Source organism: Hydrogenophaga borbori, assembly GCF_003417535.1.
GTDB classification, from domain to species: Bacteria; Pseudomonadota; Gammaproteobacteria; order Burkholderiales; family Burkholderiaceae_C; genus Hydrogenophaga; species Hydrogenophaga borbori.
The window spans coordinates 130,171-150,772 of the sequence record NZ_QVLS01000014.1 but is presented as its reverse complement, the minus strand read 5'-3'; the positions used below and the strand labels follow the sequence as shown (position 1 = coordinate 150,772).

The window sequence follows — 20,602 nt, the reverse complement described above, 5'->3', positions numbered from 1 at the left end:
GTCACATGTTGCGCCGGTACTGGCCGCCCACCTCGAACAGCGCGCTGGTGATCTGGCCCAGCGAACAGCAGCGCACCGCGTCCATCAGCACCTCGAACACGTTGCCGTTCTCGATCACGGCGCGCTTGAGGCGCGCCAGCATCGCGGGCGACTCGGCCGCGTGGCGGGCATGAAAGTCCTGCAGGCGCTTGAGCTGGCTTTGCTTTTCATCTTCGGTGGAGCGCGCCAGCTCCAGCGACTGCGGGATCGGGTCGCCGTGTGGGTTGCGGAAGGTGTTCACGCCGATGATGGGCAGCTCGCCGGTGTGCTTGAGCATCTCGTAGTGCATGGACTCATCCTGGATGCGGCCGCGCTGGTAGCCGGTCTCCATGGCGCCGAGCACGCCGCCGCGCTCGGCGATGCGCTCGAATTCGGCCAGCACCGCCTCCTCCACCAGTTCGGTCAGCTCCTCGATGATGAAGCTGCCCTGGCTGGGGTTCTCGTTCTTGGCCAGGCCCCACTCGCGGTTGATGATGAGCTGGATCGCCATGGCGCGGCGCACCGAGTCTTCGGTGGGCGTGGTGATGGCCTCGTCGAAAGCGTTGGTGTGCAGGCTGTTGCAGTTGTCGTAGATGGCGATCAGCGCCTGCAGGGTGGTGCGGATGTCGTTGAACTGGATTTCCTGCGCGTGCAGGCTGCGCCCACTGGTCTGGATGTGGTACTTGAGCTTCTGGCTGCGCTCGTTGGCACCGTACTTGTCGCGCATGGCCACGGCCCAGATGCGCCGTGCCACGCGGCCCATCACGGTGTACTCGGGGTCCATGCCGTTGCTGAAGAAGAAGCTCAGGTTGGGCGCGAAGTCGTCGATGTGCATGCCGCGTGCGAGGTAGGCCTCCACGAAGGTGAAGCCGTTCGACAGCGTGAAGGCGAGCTGGCTGATCGGGTTGGCCCCGGCCTCGGCGATGTGGTAGCCGCTGATGGACACCGAGTAGAAATTGCGCACGTCGTGGTGCACGAAGTAGCTGGCGATGTCGCCCATCACCTTGAGACTGAACTCGGTGCTGAAGATGCAGGTGTTCTGGCCCTGGTCTTCCTTCAGGATGTCGGCCTGCACCGTGCCGCGCACATTGGCCAGCACCCATTCGCGGATCTTGGCGGCCTCTGTGGCGGTGGGCTCGCGGCCGTTGTCGGCCTGAAATTTCTCCAGGTTCTGGTCGATCGCCGTGTTCATGAACATGGCCAGGATGCTGGGCGCCGGGCCGTTGATGGTCATGGACACGGAGGTGGCCGGGTGGCAGAGGTCGAAGCCGCCGTAGAGCACCTTCATGTCGTCCAGCGTGGCGATGCTCACGCCCGAGTTGCCGACCTTGCCGTAAATGTCCGGGCGCGGGTCGGGGTCGTTGCCGTACAGCGTGACCGAGTCGAAGGCGGTGGACAGGCGCTTGGCCGGCATGCCTTCGGACAGCAGCCGAAAGCGCCGGTTGGTGCGGAAGGGGTCGCCCTCGCCGGCGAACATGCGGGTGGGGTCCTCGCCTTCGCGCTTGAAGGCGAAAGTGCCGGCGGTGTAGGGGAAGCTACCGGGCACGTTCTCCAGCATCAGCCACTTGAGCAGTTCGCCGTGGTCTTCGTAGCCCGGCAGCGCCACCTTGCGGATCACCGTGCCCGACAGGCTTTTGGTGGTGAGCGCCGTGCGGATTTCCTTGTCGCGGATCTTCACCACGTACTCGTCGCCCGCGTAGGCCTTCTGCATGTCCGGCCACTGCGCCAGCAGCTTGCGCGCGCCCGGGTCCTGGTCGAGTTCGCGCACCTGGGCCAGGTCGATCACCGCTTCGGCGGCGCGGGCACGCTCGGGCTTGTCCTTGCGCAGCATGCCCGCCGTGGCCTGCAGCTGCTGGATCTCGCGTGCCAGGCGCGCCTGTTCGCGCACGGACTTCTTGTAGCCGCGCACGGTGTCGGCGATCTCGGCCAGGTAGCGCGTGCGCGCGGGCGGCACCACGGGGGTCTGGTTGGTGCTGTGGCGCACGTCCACCACGGGCAGGCTGCCTTCTTTCAGCGCCAGGCCGAGCCCGGCCAGGCGGGGCTTGAGCGCCTGGTAGAGCGCGGTCACGCCGTCGTCGTTGAAGCGCGCGGCCATGGTGCCGAAGACGGGCATCTCGTCCGCCCGCTTGCCCCAGGCCTCCTTGTTGCGCTGCACCTGCTTGGCGACGTCGCGCAAGGCATCGGCCGCACCCTTGCGGTCGAACTTGTTGATGGCCACGAACTCGGCGAAGTCCAGCATGTCGATCTTCTCGAGCTGGCTGGCGGCGCCGAACTCGGGCGTCATCACGTACAGCGGCACATCCACGTGCGGCACGATGGCCGCGTCGCCCTGGCCGATGCCCGAAGTCTCCACGATCACGAGGTCGAAGCCCGCGGCCTTGCAGGCGGCGATCACATCGGGCAGGGCGGCGCTGATCTCGCTGCCGAAGTCGCGCGTGGCCAGGGAGCGCATGAAGACGCGCGGACCGTTCTGCCACGGCGCGATGGCGTTCATGCGGATGCGGTCGCCCAGCAGGGCACCGCCACTTTTGCGCCGCGAGGGGTCGATGCTGATGACGGCCGCGCGCGCGGCGTCGCCCTGGTCCAGGCGCAGGCGGCGGATGAGCTCGTCGGTGAGCGAGGACTTGCCCGCGCCGCCGGTGCCCGTGATGCCGAGCACCGGCACCTTCACCTGCGCGGCGGCCTCGCGCACGGCCTGCACCAGCGCGGCGTCGGCCTGTCCGTTCTCGATCACGGTGATGAGCTGGGCCAGCGCGCGCCAGTGCATCTCGCCGTGGCCCTGGATGGCCTTCAAGGCCTTGGGTGCGTGCGATGAGAGGTCGTGGTCGCAGCGCATGACCATCTCGCCGATCATGCCCTGCAGGCCCATGCGCTGACCATCCTCGGGGCTGTAGATGCGCGCCACGCCGTAGGCCTGGAGCTCCTGGATTTCGCTCGGCACGATCACGCCGCCGCCACCGCCGAAGACCTGGATGTGCGCGCCGCCGCGCTGCTTGAGCAGGTCCACCATGTACTTGAAGTACTCGACGTGGCCGCCCTGGTAGCTGCTGATGGCGATGCCCTGCACGTCTTCCTGCAAGGCGGCGGTGACCACCTCGTCCACGCTGCGGTTGTGACCGAGGTGGATCACCTCGGCGCCCATGCCCTGCAGGATGCGCCGCATGATGTTGATGGCCGCGTCGTGCCCATCGAACAGGCTGGCTGCGGTGACGAAGCGCACCTTGTGCTTGGGGCGGTACTGGGTCAGGGCCTGGTAGTCGGCGCTCAGCTGGGTCATGGCTCGTCTCTCTGGGGTGGGTTCATTCGACGCGCAGGTTCTTCAGCGCGGGGTCGTCGGGCGGGAAGCGCAGCGCCAGCCGCTGCAGGGTGTCGCGCACGATGGTGGCGACCATGAGGTTGCGGTGGGTCTTGCTGTTGGCGGGCACCACGGTCCAGGGCGCCCAGGGCGTGCTGGTGGTTGCCAGAAAGTCCTCATAGGCCTTCTGGTACGCGCCCCATTGCTTGCGCACCTCGAGGTCGCCCAGGCTGAACTTCCAGTGCTTCTCGGGGTCGTCGATGCGGTCCTGCAGGCGCTGGCGCTGTTCGTCGAAGCCGATGTGCAGCATGAACTTCAGGACCACGGTGCCGGTCTCGGCCAGCAGGCGCTCGAAGTCGTTGATGTGCGCGTAGCGCTGCTGGGTCTGGGCCTTGTCGATCCAGCCGTTGACGACGGGCACCAGCACGTCCTCGTAGTGGCTGCGGTTGAAGACGACGATCTCGCCATTGCCGGGCATGGCCTGGTGGATGCGCCAGAGGTAGTCGTGCGCACGCTCGGCCTCGCTGGGCGCCTTCCAGCCCACGGTGCGCACGCCCAGCGGACTGGTGCGGCCGAACACGCCGCGCACGGTGCCGTCCTTGCCGGCGGTGTCGGTGCCCTGCAGCACCACCAGCAGCTTGTAGCGCGCATCGGGATGGAACACGTTCTGCAGCTGATCGATTTCATCGGCCAGCCGCTCCACCGCGGCCTTGTCGGCGGCCTTGTCACCGCCCGAAAAGGGCTTCTCGGCGGGATCGAGCGACTTGAGCGAGACCTGGGGCCGCGCGGCCTCGGGGTCGATCTGCCAGCGCTGCCAGGCCGAGCCCTTGGGCGCGCGCAGCACCGACGCAGGGAAGGGCAGGCGGATGTCGCTGGGGCTGGGCATGGCGGGTCTTGGCGGGGGCGCGACGGACACCCTAACCGGGCTTGGTCGAATTGACGTTAACGTAAACGTCAATGGTAGCGGCAAACCAGAAAAAAAGGGGCGCCGAAGCGCCCCTGTACAGGATGAGCGGTGGTCAGTTGTAGAGCACCGAGGGCAGCCACAGGCCGATCCCGGGGAACAGGTACAGCAGAACGATGGCGATGATCTGTATGCCCATGAAGGGAATCATGCCGGCGAAGATCTGGTTCAGCGTCACATGCTTCGGTGCGACGCCCTTCAGATAAAACGCGCTCATGGCCACCGGGGGGCTCAAGAAGGCGGTCTGCAGGTTCAGCGCCACCAGCAGGCCGAAGAACAGCGGATCGACGCCGAAGTTGTCCAGCAGCGGGATGAAGATGGGCATGAAGATCACGATGATCTCGGTCCATTCCAGCGGCCAGCCCAGGATGAAGATGATCACCTGCGACAGGATCAGGAACTCGGTTTTGGACAGGTTCATGCCCAGCACCCACTGCTCGACCAGCTCCTGTCCGCCCAGCAGTGCGAAGGCGGCCGAGAAGATGGCCGAGCCCACGAACAGCCAGCACACCATCGCACTCGTCTTGGCCGTGAGGAAGACGCTTTCTTTGACCACGCTGAACGTGAGCTGCCGGTAGGCGGCCGCCAGGAGAAGGCCGCCAAAGGCACCGACGGCGGCCGCTTCGGTGGGCGTCGCCAGGCCGAACACGATGGAGCCGAGAACGGCCAGGATGAGCACCATCAGCGGGAAGAAGCTGGCGAGCAGCATCTTGAAAATCTCGACCCTGGCGTAGCTGAACAGCGCATAGAACACCGCGAGCGCGAGGGCTCCCACGGCCACGCCGATCCAGTAGCCACTGCCCGCGCCGCCCTGCGCAGTGTCGGCGCCCGAGGCGCCGTCACCCGTGCCAGCCGGCGCCGCCGAAGGCTCGGCGAGGCCGCCGGTCGCGGGCTCGCCCAGCGCCTCGGGCTCGTCCGCGGAGGGTGGCTCGGCCAAGCCATCGCCGCCTTCGCTGCTGGGCGGCTCGCTCAGTCCGCCATCGGGCTCGGCCAGTCCCTGGTCGTCGGCGCCCGGTGGCTCGGCCAGGCCGCCGCCGCTGTCCTGTGCACCGCCGCCCAGACCCAGGGGCACCAGACCGGCCGGCACATCGGCCGCCACCGGCTTGGCGCTGGGGTAGCTGAGCACCGCCACGGCCACGAATAGGGCCGCCGGCAACAGCACCACGCCGAGCTGGCGCAGCAGGTAGCTGGTGGAGACGCCCTGGTTGTTGCGGCCCTTGAGCGCCGACAGCAGGCCGAGCAGGGCCGACTTGCCGGCGGTGGCGCCCAGCTTCAGCAGAGGCTCGGGCAGCGGCACGCGACGCTGCTCGGCCGTCAGAGGCGGTGCCCAGGTCGGCTTGAGCTTGGCCATGACGATCACGTACACGATGTACAGACCCGCCAGCATGAGCCCGGGGAAGAACGCCCCCGCGTACAGCTTGACCACCGACACGCCGGCCGTGGCGCCGTAGACGATGAGCAGCACCGACGGCGGGATCAGGATGCCCAGGCAGCCGCCTGCGGTGATGGCGCCCGCCGCCAATCGCGTGTCGTAGCCGCCCTTGAGCATCTGCGGCAGCGCCAGCAGGCCCATGAGCGTGACCACCGCCCCGACGATGCCGGTGGCCGTGGCGAACACCGCGCAGGTGACCAGCGTGGCCACGGCCAGCGAGCCCGGCACGCGCGCCAGCGACAGATGCAGGCTGCGAAAGAGCTTCTCGATCAGGTTCGCCCGCTCGACCAGGTAGCCCATGAACACGAACAGGGGGATGGCGATCAGCACGTCGCTGGCCATCACCGAGAAAGCGCGCTGCACCATCAGATCCAGTGTCTGCGTGATCGCGCCGGCCGCGGTCTGGTTGCCCGAGTGGTAGGCGAAGAAGGTGAAGATCATGCCCATGCCCATGAGCGTGAAGGCGGTGGGAAAGCCCAGCATGATGGCCACCACCACCAGCGAGAGCATGAGCAGGCCGTAGTGGCCGTTGGTCATGGTGTCGACACTGAACACCATGGCCAGCACGCCGGCCACGATGACGCCCATCAGCGTGAAGCCGAACCAGAGTTCCTTGCGGATCGCCATCACTGACCGCCTTTCTTGCTGACCAGCGTCTGGTCCAGGGCTTCGATGTCGGCGTCTTTCACGTGCACCATTTCCTTGAGCTTGTCGACGTCGACCTCTTCGACGTCCTCTTCCTTGCTGGGCCATGCGCCAGTGCGCAGGCAGATCACGCAGCGGATGATTTCGGCGATGCCCTGCAGCAAAAGGAAGGCGCCGGCGATCGGCACGAAGAATTTGAAGGGGTAGACCGGGAGCGGGTCGGCGTTGAAGGTCTGCTCGCGGATCGCGAGCGATTCGTTGGCGAAGGTCCAGCCCGCCCAGGTGAGCGCGATGACGCCCGGCAGAAAGAACAGGATGTACAGCGTGAGGTCGATCGAGGCCTGCGTGCGCGGGCGGAAGAAGCCGTAGAGCACGTCGCCGCGCACGTGACCGTTCTTGGCCAGGGTGTAGGCGCCGGCGGTCATGAAGAGCACGCCGTACAGCATGATCTGGGCGTCGAGCACCCAGGCGTGCGGGTGGTTGAGCACGTAGCGGGAGAACACCTCCCAGGTGATCAGCGCCGTCAGGAGCACCACCGTCCAGGCGCAGGCCTTGCCGAACCAGGTCGATATGGCGTCGACCGTGAGAAGTAGTTTTTGCATGGAGTTCCCCGGAAACAGAAAGGGCGCCCAAGGGGGCGCCCTTTCCTGGGCTGGCTGTTGGCGATCAGCTCTTCTTGGCGCCGCGGCCGAAGTAGTGGTTGTAGGCCATCTTGAAATCGACCGTGTAGTCGTTCTGCCACTGGCCCGCGCGGGCGGCGAAAGCCTTCTGCGAGTCGAGCACCTTCTTGAACAGCGGGTTCTCGCCGGACTTCTTGGCGATGGTCGCGTCCCAGGCGGCGAGCTGCGCGCGCAGCACCGGGTCGGGCGTCTTGAAAAACTTGACACCGGCCTTCTTGAGCTCGATGTAGTCCTCGCTGTTGCGGTGGATGGCCTTCCAGCTCATGTCGGCGCTGGCGGCCTGCACGGCGTAGTCGATGATGGCCTTGAGTTCGCCGTTGAGGGCCTTGTACTTGGCGCCGTTGAACAGGATCTCGAACTGCTCGCCGCTCTGGTGGAAGCTCTGCAGCATGCAGTTCTTGGCCACGTCGGCGAAACCCAGCACGCGGTCGGACGAGGCGTTGTTGAACTCGGCCGCGTCGATCAGGCCGCGGTCCAGCGCGGGGACGATCTCGCCGCCGGGCAGCGGGTTGACCGCGGTGCCCATGGCGGTGAACACGTCCACGGCCAGGCCCACGGTGCGGAACTTCAGGCCTTTCATGTCCTCGACCTTGGCCACCGGCTTCTTGAACCAGCCCAGGGGCTGGCAAGGCATGGGGCCGTAGAGGAAGGACGCGACGTCCATGTTCAGGGACTTGTAGATCTCGTCCACCAGGTCCTTGCCGCCGCCGTAGTAGTGCCAGGCCAGCACCATGTTCGGGTCCATGCCGAAGGCGGGGCCGGAGCCCCAGAGGGCCAGGGCCGAGTTCTTGCCGTAGTGGTAGGCGATCACGCCGTGGCCGCCGTCCAGCGTGCCCTTGGACACCGCTTCCAGCAGCTGGAAGGCCGGCACCACCGCACCGGCGGGCAGCACCTCGATCTTGAGGCGGTTGCCCGCCATGTCGTTGACTTTCTTGGCGAAGTCGTTGGCGTACTCGTGGAAGATGTCCTTGGCGGGCCAAGTGGACTGGAAGCGAAGCGTGGTGGTCTGTGCGGTGGCGACCATGGGCACGGCCATGGCACCGGTGGCGACGGCGGCACCCTTGAGCACGCCGCGACGGGACGGGACGGTTTTCTTCTCGGACATCGGTTTGTCTCCAGTGAGGGTCAGGTGGAGCGGGCATCATCCTTCCGGGTGCATGCTTACCAAGACAGGGTTTTCACGGAGCGTGGGGCGGGGTGTCAGCCTCTTGTCCGCCTTCTGTTCGCGAAGGGGACAGCGGTCAGCGAACCGCGTGAATTTTTTTGAAGCGGGCGATGAAATTCTTCAAAATTTCATAATGTGAATTGTGGCGCCGCGTGTGTCTCAGGGCGGGTGTCGGCCCGCCGGCGCCACTGGCACCGATCTGGTGCCGCTGCTTTGCAGCAACAAAGGCGCGGATGCGATGGCTGGACACGTAACCAGATGCGAAAGCCAGCCACAACATGTTGCGAAAAAGAAGCGCCTGCCCGACCACTGGTCGGTTTTCCAAACTCAAAGTTGAGACGAAAGCGTCAAGCCCCCTGTCAATCCTGACAGGGTTTGTGCGATCCGTCACACATTTCTTTTTTCAATGGAGTCCTAGGTCTTTAAAGGGAACTCCATGACAACGTTGGGAACGCTCGAACTCGCGGCGCCGAAGGATCCGCCGCTCAACCCCGCTTTGCGCGCGCGCCTGGAGCGGGACTTCCTGCCCCGCTGGGAGGGGGACTGGGGGGGCAAATTCGTGCTGCACGGCAGCCAGCCCGGACCCAACGCGGTGCGCCTGGACGGCAACGACTACCTGAGCGTCACCGGACACCCGGACATCGTGTCGGCACAGGTCGCGGCCCTCACCCGCAACTCGGAATTCGTGGTGCAGTCGGGCGTGTTTCTGCTGGCCCAGCACCCCTCGCGGGCCCTGGAGCTGGAGATGGCGAACTGGGTGGGCAAGGAGGACGGCCTGATTTGCCAATCGGGCTACTCGGCCAACGTGGGCCTGCTGCAGGCCATCGCCAACGCCGACACGCCGGTCTACATCGACACCATGGCCCATACCTCGCTGTGGGAAGGCGCCCATGCGGCGCGGGCGCCCGCGTCCCCGTTTCGCCACAACGACCCGGACCACCTGGACCGGGTGTTGACCAAGAAGGGCCCGGGCGTGGTGGTGGTGGACTCGGTCTACAGCACGACCGGCGCCGTCTGCCCCCTGCGCGAGATGGTCGAGGTGGTGGAGAAGCACGGCGCCATGATCCTGGTCGACGAATCGCATTCGCTGGGCACCCATGGCCCGCGCGGCGCCGGCCTGTGCGCCGAGCTGGGCCTGACCGACCGGGTGCACTTCATCACCGCCAGCCTGGCCAAGGCCATGGCCGGGCGCGCCGGCTTCTTCACCATGCCGGCCAGCATGCGCTACTACGTGCTGAGCTCCAGTTTCCCGAACATCTTCAGCTCCTGCCTGCTGCCGCACGAGGTGGCCGGCCTGCGCGCCACCGTGGGTGTGCTGCAGCGCGCCGACGCGGCGCGCGAGCGGCTCATGGCCATCACGCGGCGCCTGCGCGCCAGCATCAGCGACATGGGCTACCCCATCCACCAGGGCAGTGAGCAGATCATCGCGCTGGAGGCCGGCACCGAGCCCGGGACCATGCGCCTGCGCGATGAACTGGAAGCCCGCGGCCTGTTCGGTGCCATCTTCTGTGCGCCCGCGACCAGCCGCAACCGCGCCATGGTGCGACTGACGCTGAACGCCGCGCTCACCGAGGCCGAGATCGAGCACATCGAGGCGGTGCTGCGCGAGGTGGCTCCCATCGTGCAGCCCTGGGAGTGGCCGATCGCCCGCCGCGCACGGGCGGGCGCGGCCGACTGAGGGGCACGGGCGGACGCGTGCCGCCCGCCGCCTCAGTGGTCCTGCACCATGCGGTGGTTCTCGGACTGCAGGAAGTTGCGGTACGGGTAGATGGGCTGGGGCAATTCGGTCCCTTCGAGCTGGAAGGGCGCGGCCATGAGCAGGCCGTCCTCGCCGATGGCGATGGCGGGCGCCGTGCGCACCCGACCGGGCAGGGCAAGTTGCTGGTGCAGTTCCACCGCGGCCAAGCGCTGGCCGGCGCGGATGGCCTGCACCACCTCCATGCCCAGCGCCGCCGAGGCGGCGAGATCGGCCAGGTCGGGCAGGCTGGAGGTGGGCTCAAGTTGCAGCCAGTGCACCTGGCCAGCCATGTCCAGGCCGATCAGGCCGAAGGGCTCGCCGATCACCACGTACTCCACCCAGTGGTGGTGGGTGTAGTCGCGCAGCCACTGCGCCACCGAAGGGATCTGCAGCAGCGACAGCTGATTGGGCCGCAGCACGCCGCGCCACAGGGTGTTCAGCCGCGGGTGGGGCGCCTGGGCCAGGCGGCGCAGCACGCCCAGCAGGTGGCGGGTGATGTCGGTGGCCTGTTTCGGCACGAACTGGTCGATCAGGCCGTTGTTGAAGGCCTGGATGGCGATCTGCTCGTCGGCCTGGCCGGTGAGCAGCACGCGCGCGCCCGGCCAGTCGAGCAGGGTGTTGAGCACCGTCAGGCCGTCGGTGCCGGGCATGGCGTAGTCGACCACGCAGACCTGGGCCAGGTGGTAGCGCTCGGGGCGACTGGCCCAGTAGCGCAGGACCTGGGGAATGAGGGGTTGCCCCTGGCGCCAGCGGTCGATCATCTGCAGCTGCAGGGCGGCGTCGGCCTCCCAGTGCGCGGGCTCGGCCTGCATACGGGCCAGGAAGCCGGACGGCCGGGAGTAGAGCTCCACCTGGGTCTGGGCGGGCACCACCATGCCGAGCATTTCGAGGTAGTCCGGGTCGTCGTCCAGGAAGAGGACGCCGCCTGGGCGCTGGAAGAGGGAGAGGGTCAGAGCCATTGGGATTGGGCGGTGGCGGCGGGCCGAACGGGCGCCGTCGCGGTCAGGGGCAGGTCGATCATGAAGACGGCGCCCAGTCCGGGTTCGGAGTGCACGCTCAGGCGGCCACGCGCGGCTTCGACCACGTTCTTGCAGAACGTGAGGCCCAGTCCGTTGCCTGCGCCGGCCTGCGAGGAATAAAAAGGTTCAAAGATGCGATTCTGCAACTCGTGCGAGATGCCGACGCCGTCGTCCGAGACGGCGATGCGGCCCTTGCCGTGATGGATGCCCACGTCGACCCGCAAATCGCCCGGTTGGGGCGCGTGGCTGGCGGCCGCCAAGGCGTGCAGGGCGTTCTTCAGCAGGTTGATCACCACCTGGGCGAACAGGGAGCGCGAACCGAGGAAGCAGAAGTCCTGCTGCACCTGCACACGCACGCAGTCGCGCTCGCGCGAGCTGCGGTAGGGGTAGTTGGCGACCACCTCCTGAACCAGTTCGGCCGCCCGGATGGTGCTTTGTTCGCGCGGCAGGCGCAGCAGCTGGGCGTTGGAGATCTGGGTGTCGATCTGGCGGTTCATGCTGCGCACCAGGTTTTGCAGCCGCGTGGCCAGTTCCTCGAACTTCTTGCGCTTGGCGTCGCTCACGTCGTGCTGCGAGAGGTTGCGCAGCACGTCGCCCATCAGGTTCACGGTGGCCAGAGGGGTGCGCAACTCGTGCGCCATCACGCCCATGGTGGAGAGGGTGTTGAGCAACCGGGCGCGGCGCAGGTTGGCGCTGGAGATGCCCAGCATCAGGCCCATGGTCCAGGCGAAGGCGATCACGACCACGTTGGCCAGGGGCTGCTCCGGGCCCACGGGGCTGGCGCCCATGAGGTGCGCCGAGTACAGCCCCGCCGCACCGCCGGTGAACAGGCCCAGCGTGGCCAGGCGCCAGTCGGTGGCGTGGTAGTAGATGAGGACCATGGCCGCGACGCTGCCCAGCCAGGCGGGGTTGCCGCCGTTCATGGCGTACATCCAGGTGAAGAACCACGGCAGCTGGATCCAGGTGGCCAGGCTGAACAGACGCCCGCTGGCGGCCGAGGTCGGGTCGCGGCGCAGGCTGGGCATGAGGTAGATGAGCGCCGTGAACGCCATCAGGAGCCGGGCCAGTGGGTTCTCGTAGGGCTGGGGCACGGCGTGCGCCCAGATCCAGTAGATCAGCAGGTGCCCGCTGAACGTGAAGAAGCCGATCCACACCAGTCGGCGCGGCGATGGGTGCAAAATGGGCTCCAGCGGCGTGTGCACGACTTCGTCGAGCAACCACTGCCGCCACCTTGCCCACCCGCTTTTCCACTGCAACCGGTTCAGCCGCAATATGGTCTCCTGTCCTGACTGGCCTCTCGCGGGCGTCGCCTCCGACGCCCGGGTTGCGCGCATTCTGCAACCTCGCGAGGCCCCGCGCCCATGACACTCCCTGTCAACTTTGACAGTGTCGGCGTCGACAGCATCCTGGCCGACTGGCTGATGGCGCTGCGCGAACAGGGGGTGGAAGTGGTGATGGTGCTGGGCCCGGACCCCCTGGGCCCGCGCGAGCGCCGCGAACTGCTGGCCGTGCATCCCCCCCGCATGCTGGCACCCGCCGAGGCCTTGGCGGCCAGCGTGGATTTTGGCGCGAGCTGGCGTGAAAGCGACGCGCCCCTGGTGGCCTGGCAGGATATTTCCAAGTCGGCCGCCGAGCATTCCAGTCGCTGGCGTCGCCTGTTTCTGGCCCACGGGCAGCAGAGCCTGGTGCGGGTGGCCTTCCCCTTGCCGGCTGGCCGGGCCTTCGAATGTTTCATGTTCAGCCCGCGCGCCTACGACAGCCGCCTGGAAGCCGCCACGCTGGCCTGGTCGGTCTTCAATGTCTGGCCCATGCTCAAGCGCGCCCTGGCGGAGCAGCGCGTGAGCCTGAGCCCGCGCGAGCTGGAAAGCCTCAACCTGGCCTTCGAGGGCCTGACCGCGCGCGAAACCGCGCTGCGCATGGACTGCTCGGAGCGCACCGTGAACTACCATCTGGCCAACGCCATGGCCAAGCTGCAGACCGACAACAAGCTCGGCGCCGTGCAGCGGGCCTGCTGGCTTGGCCTGATTTGACGCCCGCCACCCTGTCCAAGGGGCGCCCGATCGAGCCGGTCCCCGGGCGCTTCGGGCCCATCCCCGCCGGGATCAGGCCCTTGTCATAATCGCGCCCCATGGCTTTTCTCGCCCTGGATGTCGGCAACACGCGCCTGAAGTGGGCGCTGTACGACGAGCCGCGCGTCGGTGCCCGGTTGATCACGCACGGCGCGCAATTCCTCGAGAACATCGAAACCCTCGAAGAGGGCGACTGGAGCCGCCTGCCCACGCCGCGCTGGGTGCTGGGCTGTGTCGTGGCGGGCGATGCGGTCAAGCGCCGCGTCGAGGAGCAGCTGGAGATGTGGGACGTGACCCCCCAGTGGGTGGTCTCGGGCAATGCCGAGGCCGGCGTGGTCAACGGCTACGACCACCCCGCGCGGCTGGGCTCCGACCGCTGGGTGGCCATGATCGGGGCGCGCCAGCGACTGCTCGCCCAGGGCCCCCAGCGGCCCTGCGTGGTGGTGATGGTGGGCACGGCGGTCACGGTCGAGGCCATCGACGCCGAGGGCAAGTTCCTGGGCGGCCTGATCCTGCCAGGGCACGGCATCATGCTGCGCGCGCTCGAATCGGGCACCGCCGGCCTGCACGTGCCCACGGGCGACGTGCGCGACTTTCCCACCAACACCAGCGACGCGCTCACCAGCGGCGGCACCTTTGCCATTGCCGGCGCGGTGCAGCGCATGGTGGAGAACCTGAGCCGGCACTGCGGCGAGGCGCCCGTGGTCTACATGACGGGCGGCGCGGGCTGGAAGATGGCGCCGTCCATGTCCACCGAGGTCGAGCTGGTGGAGAGCCTGATTTTCGACGGGCTGCTGCACATCGCCAGCCAGCGGCTGGCGGTGGCCTGAGCGGCCCCGGCGGTCATTCAGGGCCCCAGGGCAGCATCAGCGTCAGGGCCAGCAACTGCTGGAAGGCGGGTTCGAAGCCGTCGATGATGGCTTGCGGGTCGGGGCAGAGCCCGGCGTCGGCGATCACGCCGAACTGCACCCCGCCGCCGTAGCTCAGCACCGACACGCCCAGGCCCACGGTGCCGGACTGCGGTACCCAGAACATGGTCTGCTCCAGGGTGCTGCCGCAGAACAGCAGCTTTTTGCCCGGTCCGGGCACGTTGGTCATCACGGCGGTGGTCTTGCGCCCGAAGAGATTGAGCAGCGCGTCCTGCGCCGGTTTGATGAGCAGGCCCGCCACCGACAGCAGGGCAAAAGTGAGCAGTGGTTGCAGGCTTCCCTTGAGTTGGCGCATGCCTTCGCGCACGGCGTAGAGCCGCTCCACCGGGTTGGTCATGCCGATGGGCAGCAGCAGCGGCACGAGGCCGAAGCGGTTGCCCAGCTGCCACGCCTCTTCCAGCGGCCGCAGGTTGATCGGCACCATGGCGCGGATCTCCTGGCCCGCGGTGTCGTCGCCGTGGCCGCGCAGGTACTGGCCGATGGCACCGGCCACGCAGGACAGCAGCACATCGTTGACCGAGGCGTCGAAGGCGCGTCCGATGGCCTTGACCGCGTCCAGCGGGATCGGCTCGCACCAGGCCACGCGCTTGACGGCGCCGGGCGTTCCCTTGAGCCGGGTGGCCGAGTCGTCGGGCATGAGGGCGAGCGCGGCCACGTCGCTGGCGAGTTGGGCACCGATGTGCGCCGCGCCCACGGCCTGGTCCACGGCGCTGGCCAGGGTTTGCTGCGGCGCGGCCATGAGCGAGAGCGATTTCGCCGCGCCGCCACCCGCCACCTGCAGGGCGCGCGCGGTGAGGTCGCCCAGCGGGCGGATCAGGGCGTCGGCCAGCCAGTCCTCGGCGCCCTCGTTGGCGCGCCTGGTCCGCCGCGCGCGCGGCGCCGGGGCCTGGCCGCCGTCCACCAGGCTCATCATCACGCCGATGAGCGCGATGCCGTCGGCGATGCAGTGGTGGATGCGCGCGATCAGCGCCGAGCCGCCGGCGCAGTCCTCGATCAATTCGAAGTGCCAGAGCGGGTGGTGGGGATCGAGCCGCTGCATGGCGAGTTGGCCCACCCGGTCCTGCAAGGCCTCCCGCTCGCCCTGGCCGCGTCGGCGGCGCAGGCGGTGCGTGGTGACGTGGCGGGCGAGATCGAAGTCGGGGTCGTCAATCCAGGCGGCGCCGGCCGCGTCCTCGCGGGCGATCTGCCGGAAACGCCGGTAGTGCAGCAGCCGCTCGCGTACCCGCTGCTCCAGCGCCGCGCGCGCCACGCCGGGCCGCAGCACCCACACGCCGACGATCATCATGAGGTTGGCCGGCGAGTCCATGCGCAGCCAGGCGGTGTCGACCTTGCTCATGCGCTCGCCTTCGAGCCCGAGCGTGCTGCTCAGCGCCTGCGTGAGGGCCGCGACGCGGTGGTCCATGGTGTCTCCTCGGGTGGGTTCTCTATTGTGGGCAGGCCGGGCTCCGTAAGATACCGGGACAAACCGCCATCCCCTTGGCGCCCCCCTTCAGGAGACCCCATGTCCGACCTCAAAGCCCGTTTCGAGAACGCCGTTGCCCATTCCAAGAAGCTCGCCGAGCGCCCCGACAACGCCACGCTGCTCAAGATCTATGGCCTCTACAAGCAGGCCACCGCGGGCGACAACACCGAAAAGAAGCCGGGTTTCAGCGACATGGTGGGCCGCGCCAAGTGGGACGCCTGGAACGGCTTCAAGGGCGCCTCGTCCGACGACGCGATGCAGCAGTACATCGACCTCATCGACAGCCTGAGCTGAAGCCGCAAGCCCCCGACAACCACCTGAGCGTTCAGGTGGTTTTCTTTTTGGCGGCCGCCTTCTTCGCGGCGGGCTTCTTCGCCGCCAGCAGGGTGTCCAGGTTCTTCACGATCTCGGCCTCGATGCGCTCCTTGAAGGCGCCGAGCAGGAAGCCGAGCTTGGCGTCGAGCACGAAGCGGTCGCCCTCGACCCGCAGGCAACCGCTGACGCCCGAGCGAGTGAACTGCACGGCGTCCTCGCGGGTGCCTTCTTCGTAGGTGCAGCTCATGTCGAACTCTTCTTCGGCCTGCTCGGCCCATTTCCAGGCCAGCTGGCGCGCGGCCGCCAGGCCCAGGGCGTGCTCGCGTTCGATGTGGATGTCGGCCATGGGGCGGGGTCTCCTGGTGTTCAGCGGGTGATCGCCAGCGCCTGCAGGCGCTGGTGGCGCTCGGCCTGGGGCAGGGCGGCGAGCGTGCGCACCGCATCATAGAAGCGCGCGAAGTCGCGGCCCTCGCGCGCGAACAGGGCTTCGAAGCCGGGCACCAGCTGGTCGTAGGCGCCTTGGGCGCCCAGCAGGGCATTGTTGGCGCGCGCCACCCAGGGGTCGTAGGCCGCGAAGCCGCCCCAGAAGGCCTTCAGCGCCTCGTATTCGCGGCGGAAGTCGGCCATCACGCGCGCCTTGCGCTCGAGCTTGGCCGCGTCGTCGAGCGAGGCGTCGCCATACACCGCCAGCAGCCGCGCACGCACCGAGGCGGTGAGGCCGCGGAAGGCGCGGCGGCGCTGGTCGAAGGCTTCGTACGCCACGCGCGCGCCGGGCGTGGACGCTTGCGCCAGCCAGCGCTGCACGCCCAGCCGCTCGACCGCCGTGGCGAAGGACTCGTTGAAGGTGGTGTCGTCCTTGGCATAGACCACCTGGTGGGCCAGTTCGTGGAACAGCAGGCGGGCGAGCTCGCCCTCGGGCTGGCGGATGAAGGTGTTGAGCAGCGGGTCGCCGCCGGCCCAGTTCATCCAGCCCAGGGTGGAGTAGGCGGGTACCGGGTACACGGCCACCTCCAGGCCCCGGTCCAGACCGGCGGCGAAGGCGCGCGCATCGGCCTCGCGGTAGTAGCCGCGGTAGCCCACGCAGCCGGCCACGGGGAAGCACCAGGTCTGCAGGCTGAGCGAGAGCGCCGGTGCGGCCACCACGTTGTAGACGGCGGCGTTGCGCCCCAGGTCGGCGTAGCGGTGGTAGCTGGCGTTGTCGGGCAGGTCCAGTTCGCTCACGGCGAAGGCGCGCAGGCGCCGGGCGAGCAGCAGGCGGTCTTTCAGCGCTCCGGGCGTGCCGGCGTCGGCCAGCCAGTCGTCGATGGGACGGGCGCGCCACATCAGGTCGACGTGGCCGCTGAGCGATTGCCAGTAGTAGCCCAAGCCCTGCGTGCGGGCGCAGCCCGAGACCAGCGCCGTCGCCGCCAGCAGCAGCGCGGCCGCGCGCATCAGGCCGAGGCCTCCAGTGGCGCCACCTGCACGTGGCAGTCGTAGAACGTGGGGCCGCGGCCCATGTCGGTGAGGCGCTGGCTGGTCACCTCATTGACGTTGGTGCCGAAGGGGCCGAGCTTGCGCCACCAGATGCCCAGTCCATTGACCACGCCGGGGCGCGCGCGCTCGGACACCTCGGCCACGCAGCGGTACTCCCCGCGCTGGTTGAACACGCGCACCATCTGGCCGCTGGCGATGCCGCGCGGCGCGGCGTCGTCGGCGTGGATTTCCAGCCGCGGCTGGCCCTCGATGCCGCGCAGGCTGGCGACGTTGACGAAGCTGCTGTTGAGGAAGTTGCGCGCGGGCGGCGAGATCATCGCCAGCGGGTAGTCGGGGTGCGTTCCGCCGGGCTCGGCATTGGGGATGTGGTCGGGCAGCGGGTCCAGGCCCTGGGCGGCCAGGCGTGCGCTGTGGAACTCGCAGCGGCCGGACGGCGTGGGGAAGCCGCCCTCGGCGTAGGGTGCCTCGGGCACCGGCAGCGTGGCCCAGCCGACGTCGAGCAGCCGCTGGAAATCGACCTGGTCGCCGAAGGCCGTGCGGCACAGCGTGAGGTCGTCGTCGGCGAAGCAGGGGTCGTCGAAGCCCAGGCGCGCGGCCAGGGCGCGGAAGACCTCGGTGTTCGGGCGCGCCTGGCCCTGCGGTGCGATGGCCGGGCGGTTGAGCAGCACGTCGGTGTGGCCGTAGCTGGTGTGGATGTCCCAGTGCTCGTGCTGCGTGGTGGCCGGCAGCACGTAGTCGGCGAAGTCGGCCGTGTCGGTCTGGAAGTGCTCCAGCACCACGGTGAACAGGTCGTCGCGCGCAAAACCCTTCACCACCTGAGCCGAGTCGGGCGCCACCGCCACCGGGTTGCTGTTGTAGACGATGAGCGCCTCGACCTTCGGACCGAAGGCGGGCGAGGACTCGCGCAGCAGGTCGTCGCCGATGGTGCTCATGTTGATGGTGCGTGGCGCGAGGCCGGCCAGCAGGTCGGGCCGCTGCAGCTCGGCGCGGCGCACCGGGAACAGGCCAGAGCTGGACAGCAGCAGCCCGCCCGCGCGGTGCCGCCAGGCGCCCACCAGCGCCGGCAGGCAGGCCACCGCCCGGGCGGCGTTGCCGCCGCCGCGCACGCGCTGCATGCCGTAGTTCAGGCGGATCGCGGCCGGCTTCGTGGTGCCGTAGGCGCGGGCCAGTTCGGCGATCTGCCGTTCGGGAATGCCGCAGACCTCGGCCGCGCGCGCGGGCGGCCACTGCAGGGCGCGCTCGCGCAGGCCTTCCCAGCCCAGGGTGTGGCGGGCGATGTAGTCGTGGTCCAGCCAGTCGTGGACGATCAGCTCGTGCATGAGGGCCAGCGCCAGGGCGGCATCGGTGCCGGGGCGGATGGCCAGGTGCTCGTGGCACTTTTCGGCGGTTTCGCTGCGCCGGGGGTCGATGCAGACCAGGCGCGCGCCGTCGCGCTTGGCCTGCTGGGCGAGCTTCCAGAAGTGCAGGTTGCTGGCGATGCTGTTGCTGCCCCAGATCAGGATCAGCCGGGCCTCGGCGAAGTGCTCCACCTTCATGCCGACCTTGCCGCCCAGGGTCTGGGTCAGGCCCTCGCTGCCGGCCGAGGCACAGATGGTGCGGTCCAGGAACGAGGCACCGAGGCGGTGGAAGAAGCGCGCGGCCATGCCCTCGCCCTGCACCAGGCCCATGGTGCCGGCGTAGCTGTAGGGCAGGATGGCCTGCGGGTCGCGCGCGGCGATGGTCTTCAGGCGGGCGGCGATGTCGTCCAGCGCCTCGTCCCAGCCGACCGGCTCGAAGCGCCCGCTGCCCTTGGGACCCGTGCGGCGCAGCGGCTGCAGCAGGCGATCGGGGTGGTGGGTGCGCTCGGCGTAGCGCGAGACCTTGGTGCAGAGCACGCCGTCGGTGTGGCGGTGCGCGGGGTTGCCCTGCACCCGCACGGCGCGGCCGTTCTCCACCGTGGTCAGCAGGGCGCAGGTGTCGGGGCAGTCGTGCGGACAGGCGCCGCGGACAACAAGTGATGCTTCTGTCATGGCGGAATGGGGGTGTGGCCAAGCGATCATAGGCCGCCGCGTCCGCCCGTTCCGGGGCGCCGCCTGGCGGATGCCCCTGCAGGCATATGAACGCTTGTTTATACCCTTGCGGCTGCCCGAGCCCGTTCCGTCCTTCAAGGAGCCGCCATGAGACGTCGTCGCCTGCTGACCGCCACCGGGTCCGCCGCCCTGCTGCCCGGCCTGGCCCTGCTGCCCGCCCGCGCGGGCGCCCAAGGGGCCCCCGCCGGCCTGAGCGACACCACCCTCGTGCTGGGCCAGTCGGCCCCGTTCAGCGGCGCGGCGGAGCAGCTGGGCCTGCAGTTCCACCTGGGCGCCCAGCTTTTCTTCGAGCAGCTCAATGCCAAGGGCGGCGTGCACGGCCGGCGCATCGAGCTCAAGCGCCTGGACGACGGCTACGAGCCCGACCGCTGCGTGGCCAACACCCGTCAGTTCATCGGCGAGGGCGTGTTCGCGCTGTTCGGCTACATCGGCACGCCCACCAGCGTGGTAGCGCTGCCACTGGCCACCGAGGCCAAGGTCCCGTTCTTCGCGCCCTTCTCGGGCGCCGAGGCCCTGCGCACGCCCTTCAACCGCTACGCCATCCACGTGCGGGCCTCGTACTTCGACGAGACGGCGGCCATCGTGCGCCAGCTCACGCAGGTGGGCATCAAGCGCATTTCGGTCTTCTACCAGAACGACGCCTACGGCAAGACCGGCCTGGAAGGGGTCACGCGCGCGCTCAAGGCCCTCAACATGGAACCCGCTTCCACCGGCACGGTGGAGCGCAACACCGTGGACGTGGCCGAGTCGCTCAAGTCCATCCTGGCCGGACGGCCCGAGGCGATCGTGCAGATCAGCGCCTACAAGTCCTGCGCCGCCTTCATCCGCGCGGCGCGCAAGGCCGGTTTCGCCGGCAACCTGTACAACGTGTCCTTCGTGGGCACCCAGGCCCTGCTCGACGAGCTCGGCAAGGACGCGCGCGGCGTGGCGGTGAGCCAGGTCATGCCGTTTCCGTACAGCCCGGCCACATCCCTGTCGGGTGAGTACCTGGCCGCCGTGCGCGCCAAGCAGGGCCGCGCGCCCAATTACTCGGGCATCGAGGGCTACGTGGCCGCCAAGGTGTTCACCGAAGCGCTCAACCGCGCGGGCCGTGGCCTCAGCCGCGAGGGTTTCATCAACGCCATCGAAGGCATCCGGGGCCTGGACCTGGGCGGTTTCCCGGTGGACTTCGGGCCCAACAAGCACACCGGTTCCCGGTTCGTGGAACTCACCCTGCTGACCGAGGACGGGCGCGTGCGGCGCTGAAGCGCCAGCCCCCGGCGCCCTTGCCCGACGGGCGCGCGGGGCTGTCGCCGCGGGCACGCGCGGCGGCGCCTGCTACCGCTACCA

At 68.6% G+C, this 20,602-nt stretch carries 17 protein-coding genes; 5 read left to right on the top strand and 12 right to left on the bottom strand.

All coding sequences use genetic code 11. From position 1 onward, the window contains the following. Position 1: 1 nt before the first annotated feature. The 6 genes from icmF to DY262_RS21870 form a co-directional block, all read right to left on the bottom strand. Complete coding sequence (gene icmF, locus DY262_RS19765; protein ID WP_116960782.1) at positions 2–3,295, bottom strand: fused isobutyryl-CoA mutase/GTPase IcmF; 3,294 nt, start codon at positions 3,293–3,295, stop codon at positions 2–4. A 22-nt stretch (positions 3,296–3,317) separates the two neighbouring features. Further along, positions 3,318–4,199: a PPK2 family polyphosphate kinase gene (locus DY262_RS19760; protein WP_116960781.1), complete on the bottom strand. Its 882-nt coding sequence runs from the start codon at positions 4,197–4,199 to the stop codon at positions 3,318–3,320. 133 nt (positions 4,200–4,332) lie between these two features. Further along, positions 4,333–6,336 (bottom strand): TRAP transporter large permease, encoded by a 2,004-nt coding sequence (locus tag DY262_RS19755; protein ID WP_116960780.1) that lies wholly within the window; start codon positions 6,334–6,336, stop codon positions 4,333–4,335. Then, on the bottom strand, positions 6,336–6,956 hold the full coding sequence (locus tag DY262_RS19750; protein ID WP_116960779.1) for a TRAP transporter small permease subunit: 621 nt from the start codon (positions 6,954–6,956) through the stop codon (positions 6,336–6,338). Before DY262_RS19750 ends, DY262_RS19755 begins: the two co-directional genes overlap by 1 nt. Before the next feature lie 64 nt (positions 6,957–7,020). Beyond that, entirely contained in the window at positions 7,021–8,139 is a 1,119-nt protein-coding gene (locus DY262_RS19745) for a TRAP transporter substrate-binding protein (RefSeq protein WP_116960778.1), read from the bottom strand. 136 nt (positions 8,140–8,275) lie between these two features. Beyond that, the gene (locus DY262_RS21870) at positions 8,276–8,479 is read right to left on the bottom strand and encodes a hypothetical protein (protein ID WP_181936575.1); all 204 of its coding nucleotides are present in this window, start codon (positions 8,477–8,479) and stop codon (positions 8,276–8,278) included. Positions 8,480–8,635: 156 nt separating this feature from the next. Between DY262_RS21870 and cqsA the strand changes: the two genes are divergently transcribed. Next, positions 8,636–9,877, top strand: coding sequence for an alpha-hydroxyketone-type quorum-sensing autoinducer synthase (gene cqsA, locus DY262_RS19740; RefSeq protein ID WP_116960777.1), 1,242 nt, complete (start codon positions 8,636–8,638; stop codon positions 9,875–9,877). A gap of 32 nt (positions 9,878–9,909) precedes the next feature. On the opposite strand, the gene DY262_RS19735 is transcribed toward cqsA, so the two are convergent. Both DY262_RS19735 and DY262_RS19730 read right to left on the bottom strand, forming a co-directional pair. Then, the gene (locus tag DY262_RS19735) at positions 9,910–10,896 is read right to left on the bottom strand and encodes a response regulator (RefSeq protein ID WP_083292756.1); all 987 of its coding nucleotides are present in this window, start codon (positions 10,894–10,896) and stop codon (positions 9,910–9,912) included. Next, positions 10,887–12,173, bottom strand: a complete 1,287-nt coding sequence (locus tag DY262_RS19730) for a sensor histidine kinase (protein WP_245981114.1) — start codon at positions 12,171–12,173, stop codon at positions 10,887–10,889. The genes DY262_RS19735 and DY262_RS19730 overlap by 10 nt, the downstream gene beginning before the upstream one ends. 144 nt (positions 12,174–12,317) lie before the next feature. Between DY262_RS19730 and DY262_RS19725 the strand changes: the two genes are divergently transcribed. Beyond that, entirely contained in the window at positions 12,318–12,986 is a 669-nt protein-coding gene (locus DY262_RS19725; RefSeq protein WP_116960775.1) for a helix-turn-helix transcriptional regulator, read from the top strand. A gap of 98 nt (positions 12,987–13,084) precedes the next feature. Continuing rightward, complete coding sequence (locus DY262_RS19720; RefSeq protein ID WP_116960774.1) at positions 13,085–13,855, top strand: type III pantothenate kinase; 771 nt, start codon at positions 13,085–13,087, stop codon at positions 13,853–13,855. 13 nt (positions 13,856–13,868) lie between these two features. Here the strand turns inward: DY262_RS19720 and DY262_RS19715 are convergent, their stop codons facing one another. Further along, on the bottom strand, positions 13,869–15,356 hold the full coding sequence (locus DY262_RS19715; protein WP_116960773.1) for a wax ester/triacylglycerol synthase family O-acyltransferase: 1,488 nt from the start codon (positions 15,354–15,356) through the stop codon (positions 13,869–13,871). Positions 15,357–15,455: 99 nt separating this feature from the next. On the opposite strand from DY262_RS19715, the gene DY262_RS19710 reads away from it, so the two are divergent. Next, the gene (locus tag DY262_RS19710; protein WP_116960772.1) at positions 15,456–15,710 is read left to right on the top strand and encodes an acyl-CoA-binding protein; all 255 of its coding nucleotides are present in this window, start codon (positions 15,456–15,458) and stop codon (positions 15,708–15,710) included. Between the two features lie 31 nt (positions 15,711–15,741). Here DY262_RS19710 and DY262_RS19705 read toward each other — a convergent pair whose 3' ends face one another. Genes DY262_RS19705 through DY262_RS19695 form a run of 3 tightly spaced genes read right to left on the bottom strand, consistent with a single transcriptional unit; the run spans position 15,742 to position 19,213 of the window. Further along, the gene (locus tag DY262_RS19705) at positions 15,742–16,077 is read right to left on the bottom strand and encodes a polyhydroxyalkanoic acid system family protein (protein WP_116960771.1); all 336 of its coding nucleotides are present in this window, start codon (positions 16,075–16,077) and stop codon (positions 15,742–15,744) included. 20 nt (positions 16,078–16,097) lie between these two features. Beyond that, positions 16,098–17,162 carry an aminopeptidase gene (locus DY262_RS19700; protein WP_116960770.1) on the bottom strand — a complete coding sequence of 355 codons (1,065 nt, stop codon included), beginning with the start codon at positions 17,160–17,162 and terminating at the stop codon, positions 16,098–16,100. After that, positions 17,162–19,213, bottom strand: a complete 2,052-nt coding sequence (locus DY262_RS19695; RefSeq protein WP_116960769.1) for a molybdopterin-containing oxidoreductase family protein — start codon at positions 19,211–19,213, stop codon at positions 17,162–17,164. The genes DY262_RS19700 and DY262_RS19695 overlap by 1 nt, the downstream gene beginning before the upstream one ends. A gap of 147 nt (positions 19,214–19,360) precedes the next feature. Here DY262_RS19695 and DY262_RS19690 point away from each other — a divergent pair, with 147 nt between their 5' ends. Next, positions 19,361–20,518, top strand: coding sequence for an ABC transporter substrate-binding protein (locus DY262_RS19690; RefSeq protein ID WP_116960768.1), 1,158 nt, complete (start codon positions 19,361–19,363; stop codon positions 20,516–20,518). Positions 20,519–20,602: the final 84 nt, after the last annotated feature.

Bases quoted from the DNA above. Each gene is read 5' to 3' on its own strand.
- icmF (WP_116960782.1), bottom strand. From the start codon at position 3,295: ATGACCCAGCTGAGCGCCGACTACCAGGCCCTGACCCAGTACCGCCCC.
- DY262_RS19760 (WP_116960781.1), bottom strand. From the start codon at position 4,199: ATGCCCAGCCCCAGCGACATCCGCCTGCCCTTCCCTGCGTCGGTGCTG.
- DY262_RS19755 (WP_116960780.1), bottom strand. From the start codon at position 6,336: ATGGCGATCCGCAAGGAACTCTGGTTCGGCTTCACGCTGATGGGCGTC.
- DY262_RS19750 (WP_116960779.1), bottom strand. From the start codon at position 6,956: ATGCAAAAACTACTTCTCACGGTCGACGCCATATCGACCTGGTTCGGC.
- DY262_RS19745 (WP_116960778.1), bottom strand. From the start codon at position 8,139: ATGTCCGAGAAGAAAACCGTCCCGTCCCGTCGCGGCGTGCTCAAGGGT.
- DY262_RS21870 (WP_181936575.1), bottom strand. From the start codon at position 8,479: ATGTTGTGGCTGGCTTTCGCATCTGGTTACGTGTCCAGCCATCGCATC.
- cqsA (WP_116960777.1), top strand. From the start codon at position 8,636: ATGACAACGTTGGGAACGCTCGAACTCGCGGCGCCGAAGGATCCGCCG.
- DY262_RS19735 (WP_083292756.1), bottom strand. From the start codon at position 10,896: ATGGCTCTGACCCTCTCCCTCTTCCAGCGCCCAGGCGGCGTCCTCTTC.
- DY262_RS19725 (WP_116960775.1), top strand. From the start codon at position 12,318: ATGACACTCCCTGTCAACTTTGACAGTGTCGGCGTCGACAGCATCCTG.
- DY262_RS19720 (WP_116960774.1), top strand. From the start codon at position 13,085: ATGGCTTTTCTCGCCCTGGATGTCGGCAACACGCGCCTGAAGTGGGCG.
- DY262_RS19715 (WP_116960773.1), bottom strand. From the start codon at position 15,356: ATGGACCACCGCGTCGCGGCCCTCACGCAGGCGCTGAGCAGCACGCTC.
- DY262_RS19710 (WP_116960772.1), top strand. From the start codon at position 15,456: ATGTCCGACCTCAAAGCCCGTTTCGAGAACGCCGTTGCCCATTCCAAG.
- DY262_RS19705 (WP_116960771.1), bottom strand. From the start codon at position 16,077: ATGGCCGACATCCACATCGAACGCGAGCACGCCCTGGGCCTGGCGGCC.
- DY262_RS19700 (WP_116960770.1), bottom strand. From the start codon at position 17,162: ATGCGCGCGGCCGCGCTGCTGCTGGCGGCGACGGCGCTGGTCTCGGGC.
- DY262_RS19695 (WP_116960769.1), bottom strand. From the start codon at position 19,213: ATGACAGAAGCATCACTTGTTGTCCGCGGCGCCTGTCCGCACGACTGC.
- DY262_RS19690 (WP_116960768.1), top strand. From the start codon at position 19,361: ATGAGACGTCGTCGCCTGCTGACCGCCACCGGGTCCGCCGCCCTGCTG.